Origin of the sequence: Paenibacillus pini JCM 16418, from assembly GCF_000576305.1 — a bacterium.
Lineage (GTDB): Bacteria > Bacillota > Bacilli > Paenibacillales > Paenibacillaceae > Paenibacillus_AQ > Paenibacillus_AQ pini.
Window position 1 is genome coordinate 58305 of the sequence record NZ_BAVZ01000013.1, and the last position, 24988, is coordinate 83292.

24 protein-coding genes and 2 pseudogenes are annotated in these 24988 nt (G+C 43.2%); 18 read left to right on the top strand and 8 right to left on the bottom strand.

The annotated features are described in order from the left end of the window. The first annotated feature begins 26 nt into the window (after positions 1 to 26). Together JCM16418_RS16915 and nadE are read left to right on the top strand one after the other, a co-directional pair. Complete coding sequence (locus tag JCM16418_RS16915) at positions 27 to 461, top strand: BrxA/BrxB family bacilliredoxin (RefSeq protein WP_036651287.1); 435 nt, start codon at positions 27 to 29, stop codon at positions 459 to 461. A 148-nt stretch (positions 462 to 609) separates the two neighbouring features. After that, positions 610 to 1419 (top strand): NAD(+) synthase, encoded by an 810-nt coding sequence (nadE, locus tag JCM16418_RS16920; RefSeq protein ID WP_036651289.1) that lies wholly within the window; start codon positions 610 to 612, stop codon positions 1417 to 1419. 111 nt (positions 1420 to 1530) lie between these two features. On the opposite strand, the gene JCM16418_RS16925 is transcribed toward nadE, so the two are convergent. Further along, the gene (locus tag JCM16418_RS16925) at positions 1531 to 2304 is read right to left on the bottom strand and encodes a CPBP family intramembrane glutamic endopeptidase (protein ID WP_148298845.1); all 774 of its coding nucleotides are present in this window, start codon (positions 2302 to 2304) and stop codon (positions 1531 to 1533) included. Positions 2305 to 2559: 255 nt separating this feature from the next. Here JCM16418_RS16925 and acpS point away from each other — a divergent pair, with 255 nt between their 5' ends. Beyond that, positions 2560 to 2955: a holo-ACP synthase gene (acpS, locus tag JCM16418_RS16930; RefSeq protein ID WP_036651290.1), complete on the top strand. Its 396-nt coding sequence runs from the start codon at positions 2560 to 2562 to the stop codon at positions 2953 to 2955. A gap of 28 nt (positions 2956 to 2983) precedes the next feature. After that, positions 2984 to 4152 (top strand): annotated as a pseudogene (gene mutY, locus JCM16418_RS16935) (A/G-specific adenine glycosylase). A 50-nt stretch (positions 4153 to 4202) separates the two neighbouring features. On the opposite strand, the gene JCM16418_RS16940 reads toward mutY, so the two are convergent. After that, on the bottom strand, positions 4203 to 4820 hold the full coding sequence (locus JCM16418_RS16940) for a superoxide dismutase (protein WP_036651293.1): 618 nt from the start codon (positions 4818 to 4820) through the stop codon (positions 4203 to 4205). 498 nt (positions 4821 to 5318) lie between these two features. Between JCM16418_RS16940 and JCM16418_RS16945 the strand changes: the two genes are divergently transcribed. The 6 genes and pseudogenes from JCM16418_RS16945 (at position 5319) to folE (ending at position 10392) form a co-directional block, all read left to right on the top strand. Further along, entirely contained in the window at positions 5319 to 5741 is a 423-nt protein-coding gene (locus tag JCM16418_RS16945) for a GNAT family N-acetyltransferase (RefSeq protein ID WP_036651295.1), read from the top strand. Positions 5742 to 5894: 153 nt separating this feature from the next. Continuing rightward, positions 5895 to 6488 (top strand): signal peptidase I, encoded by a 594-nt coding sequence (lepB, locus tag JCM16418_RS16950; RefSeq protein WP_373280728.1) that lies wholly within the window; start codon positions 5895 to 5897, stop codon positions 6486 to 6488. Positions 6489 to 6532: 44 nt separating this feature from the next. Then, positions 6533 to 8324 (top strand): annotated as a pseudogene (gene queG, locus JCM16418_RS26420) (tRNA epoxyqueuosine(34) reductase QueG). 31 nt (positions 8325 to 8355) lie between these two features. Beyond that, on the top strand, positions 8356 to 9387 hold the full coding sequence (locus JCM16418_RS16960) for an HD-GYP domain-containing protein (RefSeq protein ID WP_036651298.1): 1032 nt from the start codon (positions 8356 to 8358) through the stop codon (positions 9385 to 9387). A gap of 90 nt (positions 9388 to 9477) precedes the next feature. After that, positions 9478 to 9741, top strand: a complete 264-nt coding sequence (locus JCM16418_RS16965; protein WP_036651300.1) for a YneF family protein — start codon at positions 9478 to 9480, stop codon at positions 9739 to 9741. Positions 9742 to 9798: 57 nt separating this feature from the next. Further along, the gene (gene folE / locus JCM16418_RS16970; protein WP_036651304.1) at positions 9799 to 10392 is read left to right on the top strand and encodes a GTP cyclohydrolase I FolE; all 594 of its coding nucleotides are present in this window, start codon (positions 9799 to 9801) and stop codon (positions 10390 to 10392) included. 76 nt (positions 10393 to 10468) lie between these two features. Here folE and JCM16418_RS16975 read toward each other — a convergent pair whose 3' ends face one another. Next, positions 10469 to 11497, bottom strand: coding sequence for an alpha/beta hydrolase (locus tag JCM16418_RS16975; protein ID WP_036651305.1), 1029 nt, complete (start codon positions 11495 to 11497; stop codon positions 10469 to 10471). 244 nt (positions 11498 to 11741) lie between these two features. Between JCM16418_RS16975 and JCM16418_RS16980 the strand changes: the two genes are divergently transcribed. Continuing rightward, the gene (locus tag JCM16418_RS16980; protein WP_036651307.1) at positions 11742 to 12485 is read left to right on the top strand and encodes an IclR family transcriptional regulator; all 744 of its coding nucleotides are present in this window, start codon (positions 11742 to 11744) and stop codon (positions 12483 to 12485) included. Between the two features lie 97 nt (positions 12486 to 12582). Here the strand turns inward: JCM16418_RS16980 and JCM16418_RS16985 are convergent, their stop codons facing one another. The 4 genes from JCM16418_RS16985 to JCM16418_RS25045 all read right to left on the bottom strand — a co-directional run bounded on the left by JCM16418_RS16985 (position 12583) and on the right by JCM16418_RS25045 (position 16123). Continuing rightward, positions 12583 to 14232: an alpha/beta fold hydrolase gene (locus tag JCM16418_RS16985; protein ID WP_052020452.1), complete on the bottom strand. Its 1650-nt coding sequence runs from the start codon at positions 14230 to 14232 to the stop codon at positions 12583 to 12585. Between the two features lie 73 nt (positions 14233 to 14305). After that, positions 14306 to 15412 (bottom strand): DUF1648 domain-containing protein, encoded by a 1107-nt coding sequence (locus JCM16418_RS16990; RefSeq protein ID WP_036651308.1) that lies wholly within the window; start codon positions 15410 to 15412, stop codon positions 14306 to 14308. Then, positions 15412 to 15810 (bottom strand): GntR family transcriptional regulator, encoded by a 399-nt coding sequence (locus JCM16418_RS16995; RefSeq protein WP_036651311.1) that lies wholly within the window; start codon positions 15808 to 15810, stop codon positions 15412 to 15414. Before JCM16418_RS16995 ends, JCM16418_RS16990 begins: the two co-directional genes overlap by 1 nt. Before the next feature lie 169 nt (positions 15811 to 15979). Then, positions 15980 to 16123, bottom strand: coding sequence for a hypothetical protein (locus JCM16418_RS25045; protein WP_156327231.1), 144 nt, complete (start codon positions 16121 to 16123; stop codon positions 15980 to 15982). A gap of 272 nt (positions 16124 to 16395) precedes the next feature. Here JCM16418_RS25045 and JCM16418_RS17000 point away from each other — a divergent pair, with 272 nt between their 5' ends. From JCM16418_RS17000 to JCM16418_RS17020, 6 genes are all read left to right on the top strand, one after another. After that, a complete protein-coding gene (locus JCM16418_RS17000) occupies positions 16396 to 16740 on the top strand; it encodes a PadR family transcriptional regulator (protein WP_036651313.1) in 345 nt (114 codons plus the stop codon). After that, on the top strand, positions 16737 to 17306 hold the full coding sequence (locus tag JCM16418_RS17005; RefSeq protein ID WP_242403880.1) for a DUF1700 domain-containing protein: 570 nt from the start codon (positions 16737 to 16739) through the stop codon (positions 17304 to 17306). Before JCM16418_RS17000 ends, JCM16418_RS17005 begins: the two co-directional genes overlap by 4 nt. Positions 17307 to 17481: 175 nt before the next feature. After that, the gene (locus JCM16418_RS26045; protein ID WP_081765488.1) at positions 17482 to 17673 is read left to right on the top strand and encodes a hypothetical protein; all 192 of its coding nucleotides are present in this window, start codon (positions 17482 to 17484) and stop codon (positions 17671 to 17673) included. A gap of 140 nt (positions 17674 to 17813) precedes the next feature. Continuing rightward, positions 17814 to 18740, top strand: a complete 927-nt coding sequence (locus tag JCM16418_RS17010; RefSeq protein WP_036651315.1) for a helix-turn-helix transcriptional regulator — start codon at positions 17814 to 17816, stop codon at positions 18738 to 18740. After that, positions 18737 to 19732: a hypothetical protein gene (locus JCM16418_RS17015; protein WP_036651318.1), complete on the top strand. Its 996-nt coding sequence runs from the start codon at positions 18737 to 18739 to the stop codon at positions 19730 to 19732. The genes JCM16418_RS17010 and JCM16418_RS17015 overlap by 4 nt, the downstream gene beginning before the upstream one ends. Before the next feature lie 35 nt (positions 19733 to 19767). Then, on the top strand, positions 19768 to 20754 hold the full coding sequence (locus tag JCM16418_RS17020) for a hypothetical protein (protein WP_036651322.1): 987 nt from the start codon (positions 19768 to 19770) through the stop codon (positions 20752 to 20754). An 85-nt stretch (positions 20755 to 20839) separates the two neighbouring features. On the opposite strand, the gene acnA is transcribed toward JCM16418_RS17020, so the two are convergent. After that, positions 20840 to 23563, bottom strand: a complete 2724-nt coding sequence (gene acnA / locus JCM16418_RS17025; RefSeq protein ID WP_036651325.1) for an aconitate hydratase AcnA — start codon at positions 23561 to 23563, stop codon at positions 20840 to 20842. Between the two features lie 386 nt (positions 23564 to 23949). On the opposite strand from acnA, the gene JCM16418_RS17030 reads away from it, so the two are divergent. Continuing rightward, a complete protein-coding gene (locus JCM16418_RS17030) occupies positions 23950 to 24969 on the top strand; it encodes an amidase domain-containing protein (RefSeq protein WP_036651327.1) in 1020 nt (339 codons plus the stop codon). The last annotated feature ends 19 nt before the right edge of the window (positions 24970 to 24988 follow it).

The window sequence follows — 24988 nt, forward strand, 5'->3', positions numbered from 1 at the left end:
TGCTGAAGCCAGAGGAGTGATCAAGAATGTCTATGTCATTTGACAGATATATGAAAGATATGATTCAACCGATGCGGGATGAGTTGACCAGTCTTGGTATTCAGGAACTTAGAACACCGGAAGATGTTGAACTACATCTATCTGACGCCAAAGGAACTACGCTAGTTGTCGTGAACTCGGTATGCGGATGTGCCGCTGGGCAGTGCCGTCCAGGTGTAGCTACTGCACTAAGTAACGATTTGGTACCAGACAACTTGTTCACTGTATTTGCCGGTCAAGATAAAGAGGCTACGGCTAAGGCACGTGAGTATTTCGCTCCGTATCCGCCATCATCACCTTCGATCGCAGTGCTTAAAGATGGAGAGCTCGTTCATTTCATTGAGCGTCATCAAATTGAAGATCGTTCAGCTGAAGAAATTGCTGCTGATCTGTCTGAAGCTTTTGATCGTGTGTGCCGTTAGATAACCGTACTGCATGTTACATATGGCCCCAGGAATTCGGCATATCCGATTCCTGTGGGCTTTTGTATTTAAGATTAAGTGATTTGAAATTGGGCATGCTTAAGGGTTAGATGTGATGTTGCAAACTTATGAAAAGAGGTGCTTGATAGTGAGTTTACAGGATGAAATCATTGCAGATTTAAAAGTGAAGCCGGAAATTAATGTGGAAGAGGAAATCCGTACCAGAGTAAACTTTCTTAAAGCTTACGTCAAGAATGCCAACTCGAAGGGACTGCTCATTGCGATCAGTGGGGGGCTCGACAGTGCTGTAGCTGCGGGTCTATGTAAGCTTGCTACCGATGAATTGACGAAAGAAAATGGACAAGAATATATGACTCTGGGTGTTTACCAGCCTTATGGCACACAGGATGATATCGACCATAGCTATGCGGTGTCCAAGGCGTTCAATCTTAAGCATACGCTTGAAACTAATATTGAAGATGCGGTCGGTGAAGTAGCTCTTGAAGTTGAACACGGACTCAAACAGTTGGGTATACATCGCCACATCACACATCAGAACAAAGGAAACGTGAAAGCAAGAACGAGAATGGTTATGCAATATGCACTCTCATTCGATTTAAATCTACTCGTTGTAGGTACAGATCATGCTTCTGAAGCCATTACTGGATTCTATACCAAATGGGGCGATGGGGCGGTTGATATTACACCGCTTAGCACCCTTAATAAGCGTCAGGTTCGACAAATCGCTGCTTATATTGGTGTACCTCAGGCAATCCTCGAAAAGGCACCTACAGCCGGCCTGTGGGAAGGTCAGACAGACGAAGCTGAGCTTGGAATTTCGTACGACGAAAATAGCGATTATCTCGAAGGCAAGCAGGTATCGGATGCTGCTCGCGAGAGTCTGGAGAGCTACTACAAGCGCACAGCGCATAAACGTAATACAATTCCTGGCATTTAATGCTGAGGAATAGAAATACATAAAGGGATCGTTCTTCCGTAGCTGACTACGGTATAGGACGATCCCTTTATATGTCATGCAGCAAGGTGCTCGCTAAAATGTGGTTTTAGTTCATGTGATTGCTTTGGTTTTCTTCTTCAAACTGCTTGCAATCCAAATACACTGAGCGAGGAGTATCAAAATGACTAAGCCATCCATGATGACAGGTGTATTAATTGAAGTGCCAGCAACTTCTGGGCTCAGGAAGCGAATCAGATTATGTATAAAGTGAAACAAAATGAGCGGCAGGATATTGTTATTCTTAATAATTAATAAGGAAAGAGCTGCACCAATAAGTAAGGCATAGATGATTTGCATGATTGTGTCGAGGAGATTCTGACCGGAAAGCATGTTAAGCAAGTGGGTAATACCGAATAGAACACTTGAAGTGATCACTGCTGTAGGGATACTTTTGTTGAGGAGTGCTTTTAGAATAAGGCCACGGTATACCGTCTCTTCTACAAATCCGACTAAGAGTGTGAAACCTAGGAAGTATAACAGCTCTGAGGAAGTAACCTCCTTGAAACCTGAGGCACTGATTGCAGCTAGAACGGCAACGAATGGAAGATAGTAGAGCCATCCGCGTTTAGGTATTTCTAATAGCGGTCTAAAGCCCATATAACGCCATCTACGTTTCCAGGATAGATAAATGATAAGGGCGATCGCGATAGGAATGAATGCAATGAGTACAGGAAGTGTGGCATCGTCAACTTTTTTAATGGTAGCGTAGGCACCGGCTGCAAACATGATGATCAAAAGTAGCAGCTCGACAATGACAACCGTCCATATTGGATGCTTCTTAGCATACGGTGAAGTATTCTTATTATTCGTTATTTCAATAGACATTAGATCGGTCATTCCTTTGCATTTTTGATGAAATATTCATATCATAAAATATTGGATGTTACGATATTTAACCTCCTTAATATTTGGGTTTAATGTAAATTAATACATAATAATATATATTATAATTGATGGATATGTATTTTGGGGCAAAAATGTAATTTTAAGTTCATAGAAATGGTTGCTAAGGTTACTCGCACGAAGGCTCGGCTCCTGTTACAATAAGAACTGATGTCAGGGAAGGAAGGTGCAGGGCGATTGATCTATGGAATCGGGAACGATGTACTTGAAATCAAGCGGCTGTCGCTTCTGCTTGACGGACCTCTAGGTTTAAAGTTTATGGAGAGAGTGCTAACTTTAGAAGAGCGAGAAGAGGCACAGACCAGAGGCGGTAAGCTGACGGAGTTTGTAGCAGGACGTTTTGCGGCTAAAGAAGCGATTTCCAAAGCTTTTGGCTGCGGTATAGGGAAGAAGCTTAGTTTTACGGATATGAACATTTTGCCTGATGCATGTGGACGTCCAATCGTCGTGATTAACCCAGAAGCATGGAGACGCTTGGGTTTGCCAGGAGAACCTGAGTATCGGGTTCATTTGTCGATATCCCATCAGACAGAGCTAGCTTCAGCATTTGCCGTTGTGGAAAAATGCATGTAATAGACCGAAAGGATTGAAATAGAATTTCATGAACAATCAGAAACAACAAAGCTATTTCAGTAAACATCTGCTGGAATGGTATCTTGAGAACAAACGAGATTTGCCTTGCGTCGCCATCGCAATCCCTATTATATCTGGGTTTCAGAAATTATGTTACAGCAGACGAGAGTGGATACGGTAATCCCATATTTTAACCGATTTATTGAAAAGTTCCCTTCAATTGAAGCCTTGGCAGATGCGCCAGAACAGGAGGTACTTAAGAGCTGGGAGGGATTAGGGTATTACTCTCGCGCTCGAAATCTTCAGTTTGCAGCGAGACAGGTTAAAGAGCTACACGGAGGCATCGTACCGGATGATAAACAAGCTGTATTCGCGCTAAAGGGAGTAGGGCCATATACGGCGGGTGCTATCCTCAGCATCGCTTTTAATAAGCCTGAACCTGCGGTGGATGGCAATGTCATGCGTGTACTTTCCCGATATTTCCTTATTGAAGAAGACATCATGAAAGGGAGCACCCGTGCTTTTATGGAGAAGCTTGTCGTTATGCTTATTCCCGATGGACAGGCCTCTCACTTCAATCAGGCACTTATGGAGCTGGGTGCACTTGTCTGCACACCTAAATCACCACACTGCCTAACCTGTCCTGTTATGGAGCACTGTTCAGGACGAATTGAAGGCAGGGAGGAGACACTCCCCGTGAAGACTAAGGCTAAGCCGCCGCGTCCGGAATATCGTGTAGTTGCCCTCGTAGAAGGCACAGGTGAACATGAGGGAAGAGTACTCATTCGGCAACGGCCGCAATCTGGACTACTTGCACGGATGTGGGAACTCCCACATGTACAGGTACCTATTGATCGCAGCGGGCGGATGCCTGATGAACCTGCGATGGACATTTTAGGCCGAGAGCTGGCGGATGAAGGGTTTAGAGCAAGACCATTGGATCATCTGACGGATGCAGAGCATACGTTTAGCCATATTCACTGGAACCTACAAGTGTATCGATGCCGTGAAGAGGATCTGCCGCAGGTGGCAGAATCTAAAACGAATTATAGCGTCCTTACAACTGAAGATGTTGATACGAATACCGACCAGCCCTCGTATATATGGATTAATAAAGAAGATATGGAGCAATACGCCTTTCCATTGGTATTCTTGAAGACACTGAATCTATATTTTGATAAGCAGCAGAGTAAATAACACAAAAAAACCCGCACTCCTTAAGGAATGCGGGTTTGCTTTAGGCTATATTAAGCTTGTTTTGCTTGCTCGTAACGTTTGCCAACTTCATCCCAGTTCACTACGTTCCAGAAAGAAGCAATGTAATCAGGACGTTTGTTTTGGAATTTCAGGTAGTAAGCATGCTCCCAAACATCAAGTCCTAGAACTGGAGTCAGGCCTTCGCTGATTGGGTTGTCTTGGTTAGGTGTGCTAGTAACAGCGAGTTTGCCGTCTTTACCTACAACAAGCCATGCCCAGCCGCTACCGAAACGTGTAGTAGCTGCTTTAGCGAAATCTTCTTTGAATTTATCAAAGCCACCCAATTCGTTGTCAATTGCTGTAGCCAATGCGCCAGTAGGATTACCGCCAGCATTAGGTCCAATAACTTCCCAGAATAGGGAGTGGTTTGCGTGTCCGCCACCATTGTTACGAACAGCTGTACGAATGCTTTCAGGTACGCTATCTAGGTTTTGAAGAAGTTCTTCAATGCTCTTATTTTGGAGTTCAGGTGCATTTTCCAAAGCAGCATTCAAGTTAGTCACATATGTGTTATGGTGACGATCATGGTGGATCTCCATCGTCAAAGCGTCAATGTGAGGTTCAAGCGCGTTGTTCGAATAAGGAAGTGCCGGTAATTGAAATGCCATAATTAAAAAACCTCCCGAAAATGTTTTTTTTATGGGATCAATAAAAGATGATCCATATCATAAAGCATGATTCAAGATGTGATTTCATCCCAAAATGACATGCCCTATAGGCCGGAATATGTAGCTTAAATCGCAACTTAGTTATATTAAACCGTATTTTTTAGATTAAATCAACATTTATGTTTACAAAGTCGATCTGCATAAAAAAGAATAAGTCTACATAGCCCGTATATATCTATTACCCTAGCGAGCGATAATTATGCGAGTCTATAAAATCCATTAAATGTTAATTTTGCGATGCTAGAAAACAAATGCCTGATATAAAGCGCTTTCAAAAGAAATAGGGTGTTTTTTGAAGCATACTATGGTTTAATGAATGATAAAGAGGGAATTTAACGGTTTTTGTCGTAATTTTTATTCTGGATTGTAAGAGGTTTGAGAGAGAAATAATCTCTTCTAAATCATCTGATTAAGCTGACAAAAAGGGAGATTTTATACATGCATGTTCGTTCCTTTCAGTTGAGTGATTGTACATCGGTCACTGAATTACTGCAAATTGCTTTGTCCGAAGAATGTTACGAAAATACGATTGAACCGTTCTCAAGACAATTGTCATGGGACTCAGATTTGATTATGGTAGCAGAAGAAGATGGCGACATTATCGGTGCTTTGATCGGCACGATCGAGAACAATCATGGCTGCTATTACCGGATTGCGATTCACCCGGATTACCGCCGTCAAGGGGTAGGCAGTGCCTTGGTGTCTGCGATGGAAAGTCGGTTTCAACAACGTAAAGTAAGTCGGATTCTAGTTGCCGGAGATGAACACAACAAAGCGATTATGCCATTGTATGAAGCGATGGGATACGGAGCGAATAAAATTTTGGAGGCCTTCCAAAAGCTAAGCATTATCGCACAATAATAGAGAGAACAGAACCGGAATTTCCTTTCTTTGTATGTACAAGCTATATTGATGATATGGAGCATATCTGTGCCGCCGTTGCAAAAGCGCACAAGATATGCTTTTCTGTATATAAGGGTAAATTTTGAATAGATGAGGTGTAACATGAATGAAATGAACGTGCAGGAACCGCAACAAGATAAGGTTTCCGGCGGACGAGACAAGGTAAGAGCAGAGAAATCTAGCGGACTCGCTGAGTTTTGGGATTGGGCTAAAACCATAGTGATCGCATTTGTCGTCATGATGCTACTTAATTTATTCGTATTTAATCTTTCTTCGGTGAGAGGTCAGTCCATGCAGCCAACATTATATGAGAATGAGCGGTTATTTGTTGATAAAATCGTGTACGATTTTACAAATCCCAAACATGGCGAGGTTGTCGTATTAAAGGACCCAAGCGATGGGCCTGATAAGAAAGAATTTCTAGTAAAACGTATTGTTGGAGTACCTGGTGATATTGTGGAAGTTAAAGAACATAAGCTTTACGTGAATGGTATATTAAAGGTTGAACCCTATACGGAAGTGGATATTCAAGATGAGGACTTTGCTCCGATTACTATAGAAAAGGATCACTATTTTGTAATGGGTGATAACCGGCATTTAAGTGCGAGCAGAGACAGCCGTTCCTTCGGTAGTGTAAAGGCTGGAGATATTGTTGGACGGGCTGAGTTTATTTTCTGGCCAATAACCCAAATAAAGTCATTATAAATTCGGATACTGTGAAATTTTAAATAGAAAAGGAGGCGAATGAGATGACATCGCAGAAGAAACAAGCAGGCTACGCTCCTTCGCCATCCCCTTGGGAACAGCTTAAACAAGAAATTAAAGAAGCAGCAGCTGATTTTGGTATTGATGATATTGGTTTTGCTTCGGCAGATCCATTTGTATCGCTGCGGTCGATTTTGCAGAATCACCGTGATTTAGGATATGAGTCTGGTTTTGAAGAACCCGATTTAGATAAAAGAGTTACCCCCGCACTTCCCTCATCCGAGCCTGCCTCATTAATTGCCATCGCTGTTGCTTATCCTTCCAAAATGATGAATCCGCCGAAAAATGAGCCTGGTCAGTATCGTGGGATATTAGCACGTTCTGCGTGGGGACGGGACTACCATCAGGTCCTTCGTGACGCAATGGCTAAGCTAGAGGCGTTTATTCGTGAGCGTGTGCCTGAGGCTGTGCTTGAGAGTATGGTGGATACTGGAGCTTTAGTTGATCGTGCTGTTTCCCAGCGGGCTGGGATAGGCTTTAGTGGCAAGAACTGCTGCATTATTTCTCCTAAATGGGCTCATGGATATATCTCGGCGAGATGGTGACCAACATCCCATTCCCTCCAGATACACCAGTTACGGAAGATTGCGGCGATTGCACGCTTTGTATTGATGCTTGTCCGACGGGAGCACTCGTAGGTCCCGGACAGCTTAATGCGCAGCGGTGTATATCTTTTCTTACACAGACTAAAGGATTCTTGGAAGAGGAAGTTATGCGCAAGATTGGCAATCGGTTGTATGGTTGTGATACTTGCCAGGTTATCTGCCGAAGAATCACGGGAAAAACTGGACGCATCATGAATATTTGTTGCCACAGCCTGAGAAGGACAAACCCCTGCTATTGCCGATTCTCGATTTGAGTAATCGTGAGTTCAAGGAGAAGTTCGGTGAGAGTGCTGCTGCTTGGAGAGGCCGTAAGCCGATTCAGCGTAATGCGGTTATTGCACTTGGGAATTTCAAAGACATCTCTGCGGTACCTCGCCTTGGCAGGTTGCTGCAGGAAGATCCACGGCCAGAGCTGCGGGGAGCTGCAGCTTGGTCGCTGGGACGAATTGGAGGTAAAGAAGCAATGGATATTTTAAATAGAGAGATTGCTAAGGAGCAGGACGAGAAAGTTCAAGAGATGCTGAAGCAAGCAAGGGAGAAGCTAGATCCTGAGACAGGATCGCCAAAATCTGTGAAAGAGATTATTGAAGCTGAACGCGTGCAAGCACAAGTCCCTTTTTCTCAATCATCCGAGGAAGATAAAGTTATTTATTACGACGAAATGGAATCGCCTATTGGTCCGTTAACGATTGCAGCGACCGGTAAAGGGATTTGCCTGATCGAATTTGGACCCTTTGTTGTTAAAGAGGCGGTGCTCCAGAAGTGGTCACGTACTTGGTGTGGTGGAGCAGAGTTTGAACATAATGAAGAGCGACTAGCAGAGGTGAAGCAGCAGCTTAAGGCATATTTTGATGGAGAGCGAAAGATCTTTGATCTACCTCTTGATTTGCGTGGCACTGCTTTTCAACTACAGGTTTGGAACGCTCTTGCCGATATTCCTTATGGAGAGCTTCGTTCCTACTCTGACATTGCAAGTGCTATTGGCAGAGCCAAAGCAGTTAGAGCAGTAGGGGGAGCCAACAACAAAAATCCGGTTCCTTTGATTGTTCCTTGCCACCGAGTGATTGGGACTGACGGTAGTTTAGTTGGTTATGGTGGGGGCATGGAAATCAAGCGCCAGCTTTTGCTCGCTGAGGATTCTTTACCGGATCGTACCGCTTATCGCGGGTAGGTAACTTAGGATCGAAATCGGGGGAAGTAACATGAGGTATGTGGGCATAGGGAATGTTGAGCCTGGGCAGTATCTTGGAAAAACGATATATTCAGGTAAAGGAACAGTGCTTTTATCTGCGGGTGTTCAGTTGACTGTGTTCATGATTAATACGCTTAATCGGATTGGTGTTCCAATGGTATATATTTTAGATCCTTTATTCGCGGATGTTGAATTGGACGATATGCTTAGTGGAGAAACAAAACAGGCTATTATTCAGGAGATGAGTGATACCTTCGAGGCTGTCCGTTCAGGGAAGGAATGGAACGCACAGCATATCAACTCAACCGTTGAGAAGCTACTAGAAGATGTGATGAGTAATAGGGATACATTAGTTCAGCTAACGGATATCCGTACAATGGATAATAGTCAGTACATCCACGCTATAAATGTTTGCTTGTTGTCTACGACAATAGGTGTAAATATGGGTCTGAATTATTTGCAAGTCAAAGAATTGGCGATAGGGGCACTACTTCACGATATTGGTAAGAACGGTATGAGAGAAGAAGATATCGTACCGGGTCAAAAGACACATCATACGTGGCGCGGATTCGAGAAACTGAAACATAAACGTGAATTTAATCTATTGATTGCGCATGTAGCTTTGCAGCATCATGAGCAAGTTGATGGATTTGGTTTTCCACGCGGCCTAACGGATGAAGAGATTCATATGTATGCTAAAATTGTAGCTGTTGCCAATACGTATGATCGCTTAATTAATCCCCTACATCCTTCAAAGAAAACCCTTTTACCGCATGAGGCTTGTGAGAAAATGATGGCCATGTCAGAGAAACAATTGGATCATGAGGTGCTTTTTCAATTCAACCGGATTGTCTCCATTTATCCAAATGGCACCATGGTTCGATTGTCCACAAAAGAAATGGGCGTTGTGGTAAGGCAGCATCGTGGTCTCCCGGGTCGTCCTATCATCCGAATAGTACATGGAGAAGCGAATGCTATGGATGTAGTAGAGCTCGATATGGCGAAGGAAACGACCGTATTTATTGAGGGTGTCCTTGCGTAGAAATCCATTTGTCAGCTTTTATTGTACATGCTATGATAAGTTCGTGTTGCAAAGCACAATTACTATTTTAAACCATAGAGGTGGCGGAGTATGCAATATGTTATACCTGTTATTACGTTAATTGTAGGATTAATCGGGGGATTTTTTATTGGGGTGTATTATTTGCGCAAGCAAATGGAGAAAATGCAAAGTGACCCTCAAATGCTGCAAAAAATGGCCAAGCAGATGGGATACAATTTAAATGGAAGCCAAATGCAAAAGGCACAACAAATGATGAAGAATCAGCAGTCAGGTAAGAAAATCCCAGGATTAAACGGAAGCGCAAAACATGGACAAGGTCGCAAAGGAAAGTAACCCCCGTATATAGATTAATATAGATGAGAACCAGGGGTTGTGGGAGGAGGAAGTGCCATGGCTGGTGTTAAAGATTATGTAAATACCGAGGTAGGTAATAACCGTGAACAAATAGAGCATCATGTCGCACAGATTCTGAGATTGATCGGCGAGGATACCGAGCGGGAAGGACTGCTCGAAACTCCGGCACGCGTCACTCGAATGTATGAGGAGATCTTTGCGGGATATGAGGTTGATCCGCGTGAGGCACTTGGTGTAACATTCGACGAGAATCACGAGGAACTGGTCATTGTAAAAGATATTGTTTACTACAGCCAATGTGAACACCATATGGCGCCTTTCTTCGGGAAAGTGCATATCGGATATATTCCTAGTGGTAAAATTGCCGGACTCAGTAAGTTTGCTCGTTTGGTAGAAGCAGTGACTCGTAAACTGCAGGTGCAGGAGCGAATTACTTCGCAAATCGCTGATATTATGGTAGAGGTCCTGAATCCTCACGGCGTTATGGTCGTTGTTGAAGGTGAACATCTATGTATGTGCGCGCGTGGCGTGAAGAAACCGGGCAGTAAGACGGTTACATCTGGAGTGCGCGGTATCTTCCGTGAAGATTCAGCATCCAGAGCAGAATTCCTGTCATTGATTAAGAGCTAGCATTAAGCATTAATTAATGAATAGAACCAGTATAAAAAGAGGATCTATCCCATGATGGGGACAGATCCTCTTTTTATTATTTATTCTTAAGATTTCGGGCGTTATCAATATCAATTTGTTCGGCAAGCTTCACATTTCCAAGGAAGGTCGAGACACGGCGTAAATATTCCCTTGGATGCTCGCGGAAGATCAACTCATGCAGGCTTCCTTTGGAAATCCAAACGTCCGAAAAGGGATTCGTCTGATTAGCTGCCAACTTCTCTGGAATCGGATAGGGTGCCTTCTCATCCGCTGTTCCATGAATAAAGAAGATGGGGAACGGATAATCTTTCTTTTTGACTTCCTGATATGGAATTTGATTCAGACTTGTTCCATTTAGAACAGGAAAGAGAAGTTCTAGTATTTCCTGTGAAGGATGGCGCGGCAGATCAATCTGATTCTTGATGTTATGATACAGCGTATCTGGTTCGAGTAGGAATGTGCTATCGAGAATCATGGCATCAACATCTTTCGTGTGCAGTCCCGCTTGTAATGCTGTGCCGGCACCCATGGAGAAGCCCCACACAACGATTTGTTTGGACCCATGCTGCTTGGCAAATTGTATAGCACCGAGTAGCTGCTGAGCCTCCACTTTGCCGCCTGTAGCCACATCCTTGCTGTTCTGAGAAGCAAAGCCATAATCGAACATAACCACATTAAAATTCAAACGATGTGCGAAATGAGCTAAATCATACATTGGAATCCATGTTTCTTCTCGGTTGGCCCCGTATCCATGACTAAAAACGATTGTCTTACTGGAGCCCGGAGAGGGGATATACCAGCCCTGCATCATCCGGCTTCCATCGAGCGCCGGAAATGTGATGTCTTCGTATTTCATAGACTTGGCCTGCATAGGATTGGAATAAAGAGGGGCTACTGTCGGATTAGATAAAACCCATGCAATATATGCGTGCAAAGCGATGAAGCAGAAGAGGAGGAAGAATAAGATCGATAGAAGTAAAGCTACCACAATATGCTTAAAGCGAATAAGACGTGGTGACAGTGGTATAGGTGTGCTAGACAGGGGGCGAGATAGCTGCACTTCATTCTGTGATGTGTTATTCATACTTGCCCCTCCTTTATTTATGTTTCTTGTATATACTAGTGTAACTTGTATTTTAAAAATGCTAAATAAATAAAATTTTACTCTATATCCTATTCCGACCCACCCATAAAGTCAAACATTGCGAGATTTATCGATACGTTTTATTTAATTTTTTATTCGGATAAAGTAGACTTTCTAAGTTTAATTTCTTATAATTTATGTAACCACGTTTCATGTGGTGAAACATAGGGAGGGCTGGATATCCATGGAAGACCGCAAGTTGACTGTGCGTGCCGTGGAACGGGCACTTGATATATTAATGTGTTTTACTAAACATAATGAATTAGGATTAACTGAGATTGCCGGTATGATTAATCTCCATAAGAGTACGGTTCATCGTCTGATGACTACACTGGAAGAGAAGGGGTTTGTCATCCGAGATGCTGCTACAGAGAAATATCATCTCGGAATGAAAGTGTGGGAGCTGTCGACCCACCTGTCCCAGAATGACGATCCATCGGTCATGTTATTACCTGCTATGGAACGATTGCGTGATCAGTTGGGAGAGACCGTAAGCCTGTATTTGCGTGATGGCAAAGACCGGATACGGATTCAGGCCGTGCAGAGCAATCAGGCCATCCGCCGAGTGGCTCAAGTCGGAGCAAGGTTGCCGCTATATGTAGGTGCATCAAGTAAAGTATTAGTTGCATTTGCACCACTAGGGGAACAGCAGGATTTGCTGAACGATCCTGAATGGCCCGATTCTATCGACCGTAATGGCTATATGCGGCAGTTAAAAGAAATTACAGAGCGTGGCTATGCTACGAGCCTAGAGGAGCGGGAACCGGGTGCAGCGGCCGTGTCTGTGCCTATCGTTAACCGCAGTGGAGTTGTGACTGCTGCATTATCTGTATCAGGACCCGTAAGCAGACTCTCGATGAATACGCTACATGAGTTTGCTCCTGTTCTCATTGAAGCGGCTCGAGAAATGGGATTGATGATCCCCTAAGTGATTGCGCAATAAGATAACTATAAAGAGAAAAGCCTGAATTCCTTGTTTTCTTGGAATTCAGGCTTTTTTAACGTTACAAGTATGAAGGAATGTATTATTTCTTTGTATTTTTATTGACCCAGTTAGCAATGTCGTCGATGAGGGTTGGAGATACGTTAGCAGGCATGGCGTATTCTGCTCCGGTAGAGATACCATCATATTCGGTTAATAGATGAGTCACTTTTGGATAAGATTTAAATTCGACGTCTTTACGATCCTTCAGTTCCTTCTTCCAGGCTTCATATTCTTGGATAGGCACCTGATAATCATTTTCTCCTTGTAGAACTAGCATCGGTCCTGTTTGAGTCTTTGCTAAGTCGGTTGGTTTATAATTTTTCTGTTCATACCACCAATAAGCAGGAGGCATCGGGAAGTTCGCAGGTAGCTTATCGACGGAGTACTGTGGGTCATTCAAAAGTTTGGCAACTGATGTCCATGTCTGCAATAGTGGTTCGTAAGGAGTTGGATCTTGACCTAACTCCTTGACCCGTTGCATAACCTCATTCGTCTGTTCAATAGCTACGTCTATAAATTTGGAGCTAGGTCCTGCAAGTAGAATTGTACCGGCAATATGCTTCTGTTTATCTGCATCAATGATTAGCGGCATTGCATACCCGCCTTGACTGTGACCGGCGACGAAGATACGAGTAGAATCAATATTCTGAGTTTTAGTAAGTAGGTTTACGGCCGATATGGCATCATCTACCGTCTCTTTCTTAATGTTAAATTTCGGATCAGCGTTTACCTTCATCGTATGCTCATAGGTTACCTTATCGTAGCGCAGCACGGCGATACCTTTATTAGCAAGTCCTACGGCGAGATCTCTAAGAGGCTTAGCTCCTCCAACGCTTTCATCTCTATCGCTTGGTCCTGAACCATGTACAAGAACAACAGCGGGGAACGGACCTTGCCCAGCAGGGGTAGTAAGTGTGCCTGGAAGTGCAAGTTCACCTTCACCAATCGTTACTTCCTTCTCAGTATAAGCATCTGTATGTTCATAAGCTGGCTTCTGATAAGCTAAGGGGCTTGCAGGCACAATTCTAAAGTCATCAACTTCATTCTGGGCATTTAAGCGTAGAGTAAGGTCATAGGGAATGCGATCTGTCTTAAAGGAATAGGTTACATTTCGATGAACGCTATTACTGTTCTCTTGCTTGATAGGTTCAGTTGATGCTGTGCCAAATGCCTGTGTGAATTGTTTCCACATTACACTTATAGCTTGCTCAGGAGCGGCCTTCTTCAAAGCGGGGCTCATATATTCAGTGGCTTTAGAACCGTTCCCATCTTGGAGTTGTTTCATAAATAAATCAGCTGGATCTGATGAGTACGGGGTCTCCGTCTTGTTATTCTCTTTAAACCATTCGATAAGCCGATCCGAAGGTGCATAGGCACGACCAGATTCTACACGGACTACTCCACCAACATCTTTAGATTTACCATTGAATAGTGCCTCTGCTTTACCGATGGTAAGAATAAGTGTGTTGTTACCCTTTACGAGTGTTACCGTTCGTAAACTCTGATTCCATTGTACAACTGCACCAACCTTGGTTGCGATATCGCGAACAGGTTCGGCTAAGATACGAATTTGCTGAGTTGGCGTAGCTGCTTGAGCAATAGTGGGTAAGCATAGGCTGAGCGCAAGTGATGCGGCTGCGGTAATGCGCAACGTGTTACTTTTACTTTTGAATCCAGTCTTTCTAGTCATAAACATGGTTCCTCCTCAAATAACATTTCTACTAGACATATATTACCGATAGTATTTATATACCCAAGTTGTTCTAGGATGTAATTAAGGATATGGCCAGAATCCCACCAATAATGACTGCAAAGATAGTCCAAGCCAAGGGGCGTGCTGTATTAATCGTCCAGCCAATACCCATTCGTTTCTCAACGAACAGTGAGGGGTCTAGAGGATTATAATAAATTCCGCCAAATTTCCAGTATGAATCATCATTAACAGGTGCCTCACTGGATGAATCTTGGGGTTGTTTATGAATTCGGCTGCCACCTTGCCCCGTTGTAAAGCTAAGAATAAGGGCAATGATAACGACCGTGATGGGAGTGATTAGGCTCAAGGGAATGAGCAGGCTAGCATCAATCGGGAATATTATGTTGAATTGGATGAGCGTAAACATCAGCACCATCATCAGTCCAGAAATAAGAACAAACAATGACCAACGGCGACGAAAAATTATATTTTGCTGAACGGATTGTTGTGAATTCGTTGGTGATATTTGCTGTTTGCTCTTCTTAATTGTCCAGTTAATAAACATGAATAATCCAATCATGGCGAGCTGCATGAGATTGAAGCCTAGGATGGTACGATAGGATTTGTCTGCGCTTCGAGTTACATGCCCATCAAAGTCAAACTTCATCGGAATGGTACTAGGAATTCGGTCGTAATATACCAATGTAATGATGACACTGCCGATCACTAAAGCCAAATGGATTAGAAACCACTTGTTTGAGTAAATCAGCTTGTGATTGTTATTTCGAAAACGGGTATCTACAGCGATGATAGAGCCTTGTGAGATAGATTTAGGCAGGGTGGCTTTTAGTCTTTTCATTTTGTAATAGAACATCACATTGATTAAAGTAGACGATACCACAATCGCTATAATATAGGCACCAAAACCAATCGCTTTTTGATCGTCTGTGAAGTTGATGAGCGTGAGCAGACTGAGGAGGATGAGAAGTCCATAGATGGCAGCGCTAATCCATGCGTATTGTTTACGCATCCGGCGTAATTCAGGGCTACTGTACACCTCCTCACTTACTGAAATGCCAAAGCTAACCGTTCTTCGAGTAAGATAAGGCATACATATTAAAGAGAGAGAAATAGGAACTAACATGGCTATGAACACAATTGTAGATATCCAGTTCATTATATATTCTCCTTTCTACCATGTGCAATTTGCTTATACATGTCTTTAATTATGGTGAGTAGCTGATCCTGGCTCATACCGCGACAGATCGCTTCAGCAACGACCGGCTTTAATTGCCCGTGCAGTTTATGCTCATACTCTGCTGTAATTTCAGGCATGCCTTCGGGATTAATGACGACTCCTTTTTGTCTATGAACAAGAATAAATCCCTCTTGTTTTAACAGCGTATATGTTTTATTCACGGTATGAAGGTTGACGCCCAGATCGGAAGCCATACTTCGAACAGATGGGAGTGATTCGCCAGGCTGTAGGCTACCACTGGCAATGCCTTCGATGATTTGATTCATAAGCTGTGTGTAAATCGGAAGCTCCGATTGCATATCAAGTCGGATAATCAAGAGAAGGTCTCCTTTTCATTAATTCTAACTGTTATATATGTAATATAACAGTTAGAATTAAAGATGTAAATAGGGAACGAGGGAGTCCAACAAAAAGATCAAAAAAGAGAACGACTCGATCGAGTCGTTCTCTTTTTTGATCCAATCACTTATATGTATTTTTTGATAATCAGCGTTTTTGACTCATTTTCTCATGTAATACCTCTTTAAAGCTAAGGGGTTTCTCATTACTTTGATCCTTCTTTTGCTGGCTCAGTACCTGGGGTCTTGGAAAGGAATGATGAAAAGGCATCATTCCGGAAACGTTCATCATCTTTTGTTTCTCCTCTCGCAAATCCGGATATATCCGCTTCTTTAGTTTCTTTGTTATTTGTTACCCGCATACGGCGAATATAAAACGTATATTACGTTTTTTGGTACATTGGTCGGATTATTTGTAGGGCTATCGTATGAGTATAGGACTCACACCGATACACTTCCGTTAACAATGGATACCTATTCTAAAAAAGGAACAGTTCTACACATAGTACCTTGCAAAGCATAGTACTGAATGATATGATATTGGCGAAGGGAGCGAACAGATGAATGGAAATGTCAGAATGGACTTCACAAGTTCGCAGAGGCATATTAGAGTTTTGTATTTTGCAACTTATCGGCAAGGAGCCTAGATACGGTTATGAACTGGTGACTTTGTTGGATCGATGGGAGCCACTGGCGGTGACGGAAGGAACACTATACCCGTTGCTAAGACGGCTACTCAAAGACAATTATATTGAATCATTTTGGAAAGAATCAGAATCTGGACCCCCGCGTAAATACTATAGCTTGACTACTTCAGGGCGACATTTAATGGATATGATGTCAGTAGAATGGAGCAAAATTAGCGGTGCTGTCGGACAAATTGAATGGTTTGGAGGAGAAGGTTCATGATTAGTTCACATGGAATGGCATACCTTGAGAAACTGAACAGATATTTGGTGAAGCTTCCGGAAGAAGAAAGAATTGATGCGGTTAGAGAGATTGAAAGTCATATTTCTGAAGGCATTGCGAATGGACAGCCAGAGGCAATGATTCTGTCACGTCTCGGGGATCCCCTGAAGCTAGCTAAGGCATATCGGAGTGAGCATATCATGGGGCTTAAGGGAGTAAAATCCTTCAAGGATGTTCTTACTTTAATTGGATTTTATTGTACCACGGGTCTTCTCAGTGTAATCGTGATTCCGGTGCTAGCTGTATTTGCTTATGGTTTTGGTTTTTGTACTGTACTTACGCTACTTGCAGGAGTTCTGCGTACGTTTGGAGCGACTTGGATTAATATGAATATTGGTCCCGGCTTAGAGATCCCATCTGAGTACAGTATGATATTCTCTCTTGTAGTGGGTGCAATTATCGGAGGAATAGCGTATTTGAGTTATAAGTACTTGCGTAAATATATGGTGTTTCTATCCGCACAATACAGACGATCGTTGCCAGGCAATCATTCGATGAGGGCTTAGCTAAAAGAATGATAAGGAAATGAAGGGCTATCGTTATTATGGGAAATAACCCGAATAAGGAATAGTCTTTTTTATGTTTTGATACGACATTTTATGTCGTACCTGGTCATTTATAATGGGGAAGTCAAGTGCTTAGCATTTGTATATGAACTATGAAATGAGGTTTCTGAGCAGTATGGCAAAGACAAAAAGAGGAAGAATTCTGTGGAGTTTGCCTTCAAGGGGGCGTGGAACTTGTCCCGTATGTAGCGCAACCCGAATTAAACTGTTGTATCCACGTACTGATGCCAATGGGACGGCAGTTAAGGTATGTAAAAGGTGCTATAAAGCACCACAATCTCGCCTTGATGCAATTACGACAAGTTAGGTAAACAATGAAGTTGATCGCCCGTTTTCCTGCATAGGGATAACGGGTGATTTTGCGAAAACCGCTTGTCAGTCGAAGTGCGGAATGTTCTAATCATCATAAGGATGAATTAACGGGGATATGAAAGAGGGGGAGATGCAATGAGCAATATGCACCGCGTTCAGTGGTTTGATCAGCAGATCAGGGAAGGTAATTATCCCAATAGCCAGCGGCTTGCTTATCAATTTGAAATCTCCAGACGCCAAGCTCAGCGTGATATTGAATACTTGGAAATATCGCTGCGCGCTCCGTTGATGTATGTTGCGAAGCATCGCGGCTATATCTATGAGGATAAGACTTTTGTATTGCCTCATTTATATATGACCGAAGAGGAAAAGGATGTTCTACGTTACCTTTCTTATCGATACCGACATTACTATGATGATCACAACAGTTCTGTGCAGCGCGTTGCTCATTTATTGAGTAGATTTACGGATGAGGATGAAGAACCTCTAAAATCCAGTAGGTTACCTTTATTCAGTGCTAATCCACGGCTAATGCAGTATATGCAGTTGCTATCCTATGCAATAAAAGAGCATGTTGTTGTTCAGATCAGCTATAAAGTGGAAGGTAAAGTATCTCAATTACATATCTGCCCGTTAAAGTTCGTTTCTAAATATAATGCAGATTACATTACAGCTAACTGTGTCCAACAATCTCAACGTATGAGCTTTCGTTTAGACTGTATTGAAAGTCTAATTGTCACAAAGCAGTCTTTCACTCTGTCTTTACATGACATGGACGATGAAGTGGATGCATCGCTTCCAGTACATAAACCATTTACAGCTAGAGTGAAGTTTCAGGGCGTTCTTTCTGAGGAAACATGGAATGGATACCCATATCAGCTTGTACAAGAGAACATCTACGATATTTATTTTTATGAGACGCAAGCCTTTCTTCAACAATTGATTGTAGCGGAGTGGACACAACTGTTGGCTCCGAAATGGCTCAAGGAAAAACTAGAGAATACTTGCGTTCAAATGATGCAACGTTTGCAAAGTGGTGAGGAGAGGAGCATCGGCGGATGACTAGCGTCTATCTAGAAGGAGTTCAGATGAAAAGGGAGTCTAAATCGTTCATAGATAGTCTGTATGCGATTCTTACAGCGGCTGATCTATTTAGTGGTCCTAAATACATGCTTTCCGGATTAAGTGGAATGGCTTTTAAATTCAGCGTACACGAGCAGCTTTGGTTTATGTCCGTGAGTGCGTATGGAGAGTGGGGTACGGTACATCAGCCAGCTGTTGATAACCTTGGTCTATTTACCTCATATGATGGGGGAAGGAATAGGCACCCTACATTCCGGTATTACCAGCAGGATGCGGTACAGTGGATTAAAGCGAGTCTGGATCAGGGAATAGGTGTAATTTACTGGATACCGGAGTTTGGCGTTATTCATGGGTATGATGATGAGGACGAAATATTTTGGGTGCAGAACGGTGTGAACGCTGGGAGTCAAGTTGTACTATACGATAATTTGGGTATTAACAGCACACCATTCTGGTATGTTCAAATGGTAGGTGGGAAAGTTGAAGTTCCTGTGGAGGTAGCCATTCTAGAAGCCATTCGGATGGCGATCGATGACTGGGATACAGATCACATACTTTCAAATGCTTCAGTTGCTACAGGCAGAATGGCATATACATTCCTTATTCGTGCGTTAAATTTAGAGTCTTTTGATGAAAAAGGTGCTGTATATATTTTGAGATCCTACCAATATTCGAGATCGGAAATCCGTGATTTTCTTCAGGAAGCTTGTTTACATTTAGGTGGATTACAAGAAGCACTATCTTCATATGACCAGTTAAATGAGATTGTGGTTCCAGTGCAGACATATATGATTATGCAAGATGGACACCGTAAAATAGATCGTAGACGAATACCAGAGCTGGTAGAAATACTTATACAAGCAACAGCGTTAGAAGAGGAGGCGATGAGGGTATTTCGGCATATTTCGTCTCAGTATCCAGATCCAATTCGTTCTACTGTACCTCGGTGGGGGAAACATACGCCCCGATAGATTGATGGAGGTTAAGGTAGTAAAGGAGTGGTTATATGAAAACGCATATACTAGAAGGATTACATATGAAGTCTGAGTCTATGTCCTATATTGATGCTCTGCATGCTATTGTGGATTATCAAGGTTGGAATAAAAAATCTAAAGCGATGTTATCGGGAATGACGGTCACGGGTTTTCGTTTCACGGTCAATCGGAATCTATTTGAAGAGTCTTCCACGGCATACAACTGGATGGCAGAAAACTTACTGGCTGCTGATTTTATAGGCATAACTGCATCCCAACAAGCTGGGTTTTCGTTTAGCGCCACCTTCCCATTATATCAAGCTTATGCTGTTCAGAGTATGAAGGACTCGATCGATCAGCAAAGGGGGTCCATCATATGGAAAGATCAATTTGTTATTGTCACTGGCTATGATGATGAGCAGCAGTCATTGTATTATTCCGATGGGAATATGCCAGGGCTACAACGGTTATCATACGCTGAATTTGGGCGTAATGATGCCCCGTATTGGTATTTTCAAGTGTTGGAAGAACAGATTGAGCTTGATGAGATTGGGATTTATCAGGAATCTTTAATGCAGGCTATTTATAAATGGGAGACTCATGATCCGATGCTTCCATCATCAGAATATGCTTGTGGCCGTGCTGCCTATGAAGCGATGATTGTTGCCTTAGAGAGTGGAGTGTATGATCATGTTGGGGTACAGAGAGTCATTCAAGATTATGCAGCTTCGAAAAGAGATATAGGCATCTATATGAGCCAATTGAGTAGACAGTGGACAGAGCTTCATCCAGCTTCACTACATTACCAATATGTATCAGATAATTTTGAGAAGATGGCTCTTGTCGTTCAGGAACTAAATTTTGAAAATCATTTGGCTGTGAGAATAAAGAGTGTAGAGGAAGAACTGACTCAACATCTGATGAAGGCGGCATATCATGAAGAGCTTGCAGTTCAAGCGTTAAAGGAGTATATGCAGGAGCGTGTCGTCAATCGTGCTCAAGATATTGGATTAAGATAAAAGCGCTATGGTTTGTGATATAAAATAAAAAGAGACTCCCGTCAGCAGTTTACAGCTGACGGGAGTCTCTTTTGTAATACCGATATTATGATTGTTTTTGATTAGCAATCATTTGACGTAATACGGTTTGCAGGATACCACCATTACGGTAGTAGTCGACATCAACCATGCTGTCGAGACGAGCAGTTACTGTGAATTCGAACTTGGTGCCGTCTTCACGAGTTGCTGTAACCTTAACGTTCTCACCTGGTTTAATATCATTGCTTAGACCATTGATATCGAAAGTTTCTCTACCGTTCAGTCCAAGGCTCTTCCAGCCATGACCTTCTTGGAATTGAAGTGGCAGAACGCCCATACCAACCAAGTTACTACGGTGAATACGTTCAAAGCTCTCTGCGATAACTGCCTTCGCACCAAGTAGGTAGGTACCTTTTGCAGCCCAGTCACGGGAACTTCCTGTTCCGTACTCTTTACCAGCAATAACGATAAGGTTCTGACCGTTATCTTGATACTTCATCGAAGCATCATAGATCGACATCACTTCATCTGTTGTTAGGTAAGTCGTTACGCCGCCCTCAGTTCCAGGTGCAACCTGGTTACGAATACGGATGTTAGCAAATGTACCTCTCATCATCACTTCATGGTTACCACGACGGGAACCGTATGAGTTAAAGTCTTTGCGCTCAACGCCATGATCTTTCAAATACAGACCCGCTGGGCTAGTTGGTGAAATGTTACCCGCAGGAGAGATATGGTCTGTTGTTACAGAGTCACCAAGCAGAGCTAGTACCTTCGCTTGATTAATATCTTGAATATCGTTCAGATCGGCGCCCAAATTCTCGAAGAATGGTGGGTTTGCAATGTAAGTGGACTTGTCATCCCACTCATATAGTTCGCCTTCTGGAACTGGAATCGCATTCCAGCGCTCGTTAGCTGTAAATACATTTTCATATTTACGACGGAACATTTCAGCGCTCAAGGACTGAGCAATAGCTTCTTTGATTTCAGCAGAAGTTGGCCAGATGTCCTTCAAATATACAGGCTCGTTGTTTGGATCGTAGCCGATCGGATCATTCTGTAGATCGATGTTAACCGTTCCTGCTAGAGCGTAAGCAACAACGAGTGGCGGTGAAGCCAAATAGTTAGCTTTTACCTGAGCGTGAACACGGCCTTCAAAGTTACGGTTACCTGACAGCACAGCAGCAACGGTCATGTCATTATCTGTGATCGCTTGGCTAACTTCATCCGGCAACGGACCGGAGTTACCGATACAAGTCGCACAGCCGTAACCTGCAACGTAGAATCCAAGAGATTCTAATGGCTTAAGCAAATCAGCCTTCTCCAAATATTCCGTAACAACAAGGGAACCTGGTGTCAAACTGCTCTTCACGTATCCTGGTTTCTTAAGGCCGCGTGCTACGGCTTTCTTAGCCAGAATTCCTGCGCCCACCATAACGCTTGGGTTCGATGTGTTCGTACAGCTTGTAATCGCAGCAATCACGACAGCACCTGCACTCATTTCACTTGTAGAACCATCTTTATGTTTTACAGGTACGACTTCTTCAATCTTAGCATCACTAAGACCGTAGCCACCTTTATCAACAGGAGTACGAACGATATCATTGAAAGAATCTTTCATGTTCGTAAGCTCAATGCGGTCCTGTGGACGCTTAGGTCCTGCAAGACTTGGTACAACGGAAGCGAGGTCAAGCTCGATGACAGCGCTGAATTCAGGATCTTCTGTTTCAGCAGTACGGAACATGTTCTGCGCTTTATAGTAAGCTTCAACGAGGTCAACTTGCTCATCCGTACGACCCGTACTACGAAGGTACGCAAGAGTCTCATCATCGACAGGGAAGAATCCAACCGTTGCGCCATACTCTGGAGCCATGTTGGCTACCGTTGCACGGTCAGCAAGGCTGATATTAGCAAGACCAGGGCCAAAGAACTCAACAAACTTACCTACAACACCCTTTTTACGAAGAATTTCCGTAACTGTAAGCGCCAGGTCTGTAGCTGTAGAACCTTCAGTCAAACTACCTGTTAATTTGAAACCAATAACATCAGGTGTTACGAAGTAAAGCGGTTGCCCAAGCATACCTGCTTCTGCTTCAATACCACCAACGCCCCAACCTACAACGCCAAGACCATTAATCATGGTTGTATGGGAATCCGTACCTACGAGGGAGTCAGGATATACGACAGTTTCGCCGTCAATTGTCTTCGTAGCAGCAACGGAAGCTAGATACTCCAAGTTTACTTGGTGAACGATACCTGTAGCTGGAGGAACAGCACGGAAGTTATTGAATGCCGTTTGTGCCCAGCGAAGGAAACGATAACGTTCTTCGTTACGTTCAAATTCAAGCTCCATGTTGTAGTTCAATGCTTCACTTGTACCAAAAGCATCAACCATAACGGAGTGGTCAATAACGAGGTCAACCGGCACTAGCGGGTTAATTGATTTCGGATCTCCACCGGATTTTTTCACGGTGTCGCGCATAGCGGCAAGATCGACTACAACGGGAACGCCAGTGAAATCTTGCAATACGATACGTGCAGGGATAAATGGAATTTCTTTGTTACTATCACGGTCTTCAGTCCATTTAGCCAACTGTGCTACATGCTCTTCTGTAATAGCACGTCCATCGAATTGACGTACAGCTGCTTCAAGCAATACTTTAATTGAGAATGGAAGTTTAGAAATATTGCCGAGTCCTTGCTCTTCCAGCGCTTGCAAGTTGTAGTAACGGTAGGACTTGCCGCCTACTTCTAGCGAGCGGGCTGTTGAGAATTGATCTTTTGCTGTCATACATGTACCTCCTTGAGTGTGGTCTCATTTTTCATAACAAGTATCAATGATTACATTAGCAGCGGCGTGCATGGTTGCGAATGCCCCGATCACAAACTTGTGAATGACAAACAGAGTATCCTTGCGCCGACTTACGTTTCATCTAGTGAAACGTAATTTCAAAATTGATCTTTGTATTAAGTATACCGTGTACACGTAGTGTAGTAAAGAACTTTTTCCTTAATAAATAGCACATTTATAATAGATATATAGATGAAGCAGAAGCATGTCCTTTATTCTGAGTTCTCCAGTACATAGCAACGACTTTGTTTTCATATATTGAAATATAACGACTTCATATTGGGTTTGAATTTCGGAGAAAAGATGGGTGAGAGGGGAAGAAGCAGATGGAGAAGGGATGGAAGCAGGCACTATATACCTACGTAAATCAGTACAATCAGCATCAAATTGACTACCGTTCCCATAATACACAGCAGGTTGTTACGGATCCTGCCTATTTAATGCGGAGCGGGGAGCGGACATACAGATTAGCAGGATGGTACAAAGAGCGGGGTGCAAGTCCACTGCGCAGCGAGACGAGGGCCAAGCTACTGCGAATGGTGGGGGAGACGCAAGAGGAAACGGTCGTAGATGTGCAGCTGCATGTACAGTTATTTTATGAAAAAGGTGGAGTGAACCATCTTGAGGAAATTATTCAGCGTGAACGGCTAACCCTGATCCGAGACGGAGACGATTGGGTAATTGTATCTGTAGAGCATCTTACTCCAGAGAAATATCCAACAGGGGGCCATCATGGGAATCCTGCGGAGCAGCATTCTTATGCCTATGCCCAGGGAGGTTCTCAGCCATTTTTAAATGCTCATGTTCAGCCTGGTGGGAACTATGGTGCAGGTAAGCGTAAAGCGCGTTACAACCGTGAAGCAGCAGCGGCCTATGCGGATCGTTGGTGGGATTCGAATAATCCTGAGTTTGCGACGTTTGATGTTAACTGTACCAATTACATTTCGCAATGCCTCTTTGCAGGGGATGCACCAATAAACTATACTGGTAAAAGAGAAACGGGCTGGTGGTACAAAGGATATGTTAGCGGTAAGGAATGGTGGAGTTACAGCTGGGCAGTATCAAACAGTTTGGAACGATATTTGACCACAAGTTCGTGGGGGCTTCAAGCGGAGCGAGTTGAACGTCCTGAACAATTAATGCTTGGAGACGTTATTGTGTATGATTGGGACGGAGATGGTTTGTACCAGCATAGCACGATCGTTACTGCTTTTGACGCGGGTGGGAAACCACTTGTAAATGCCCACACGGTCAGCAGTAAACATCGTTACTGGGATTATCGTGATTCATATGCATGGAATGACAAAACGGTATACCGTTTTTTGCATATTCCTGATTACTTTTAGCACGTTATAATGACAACAG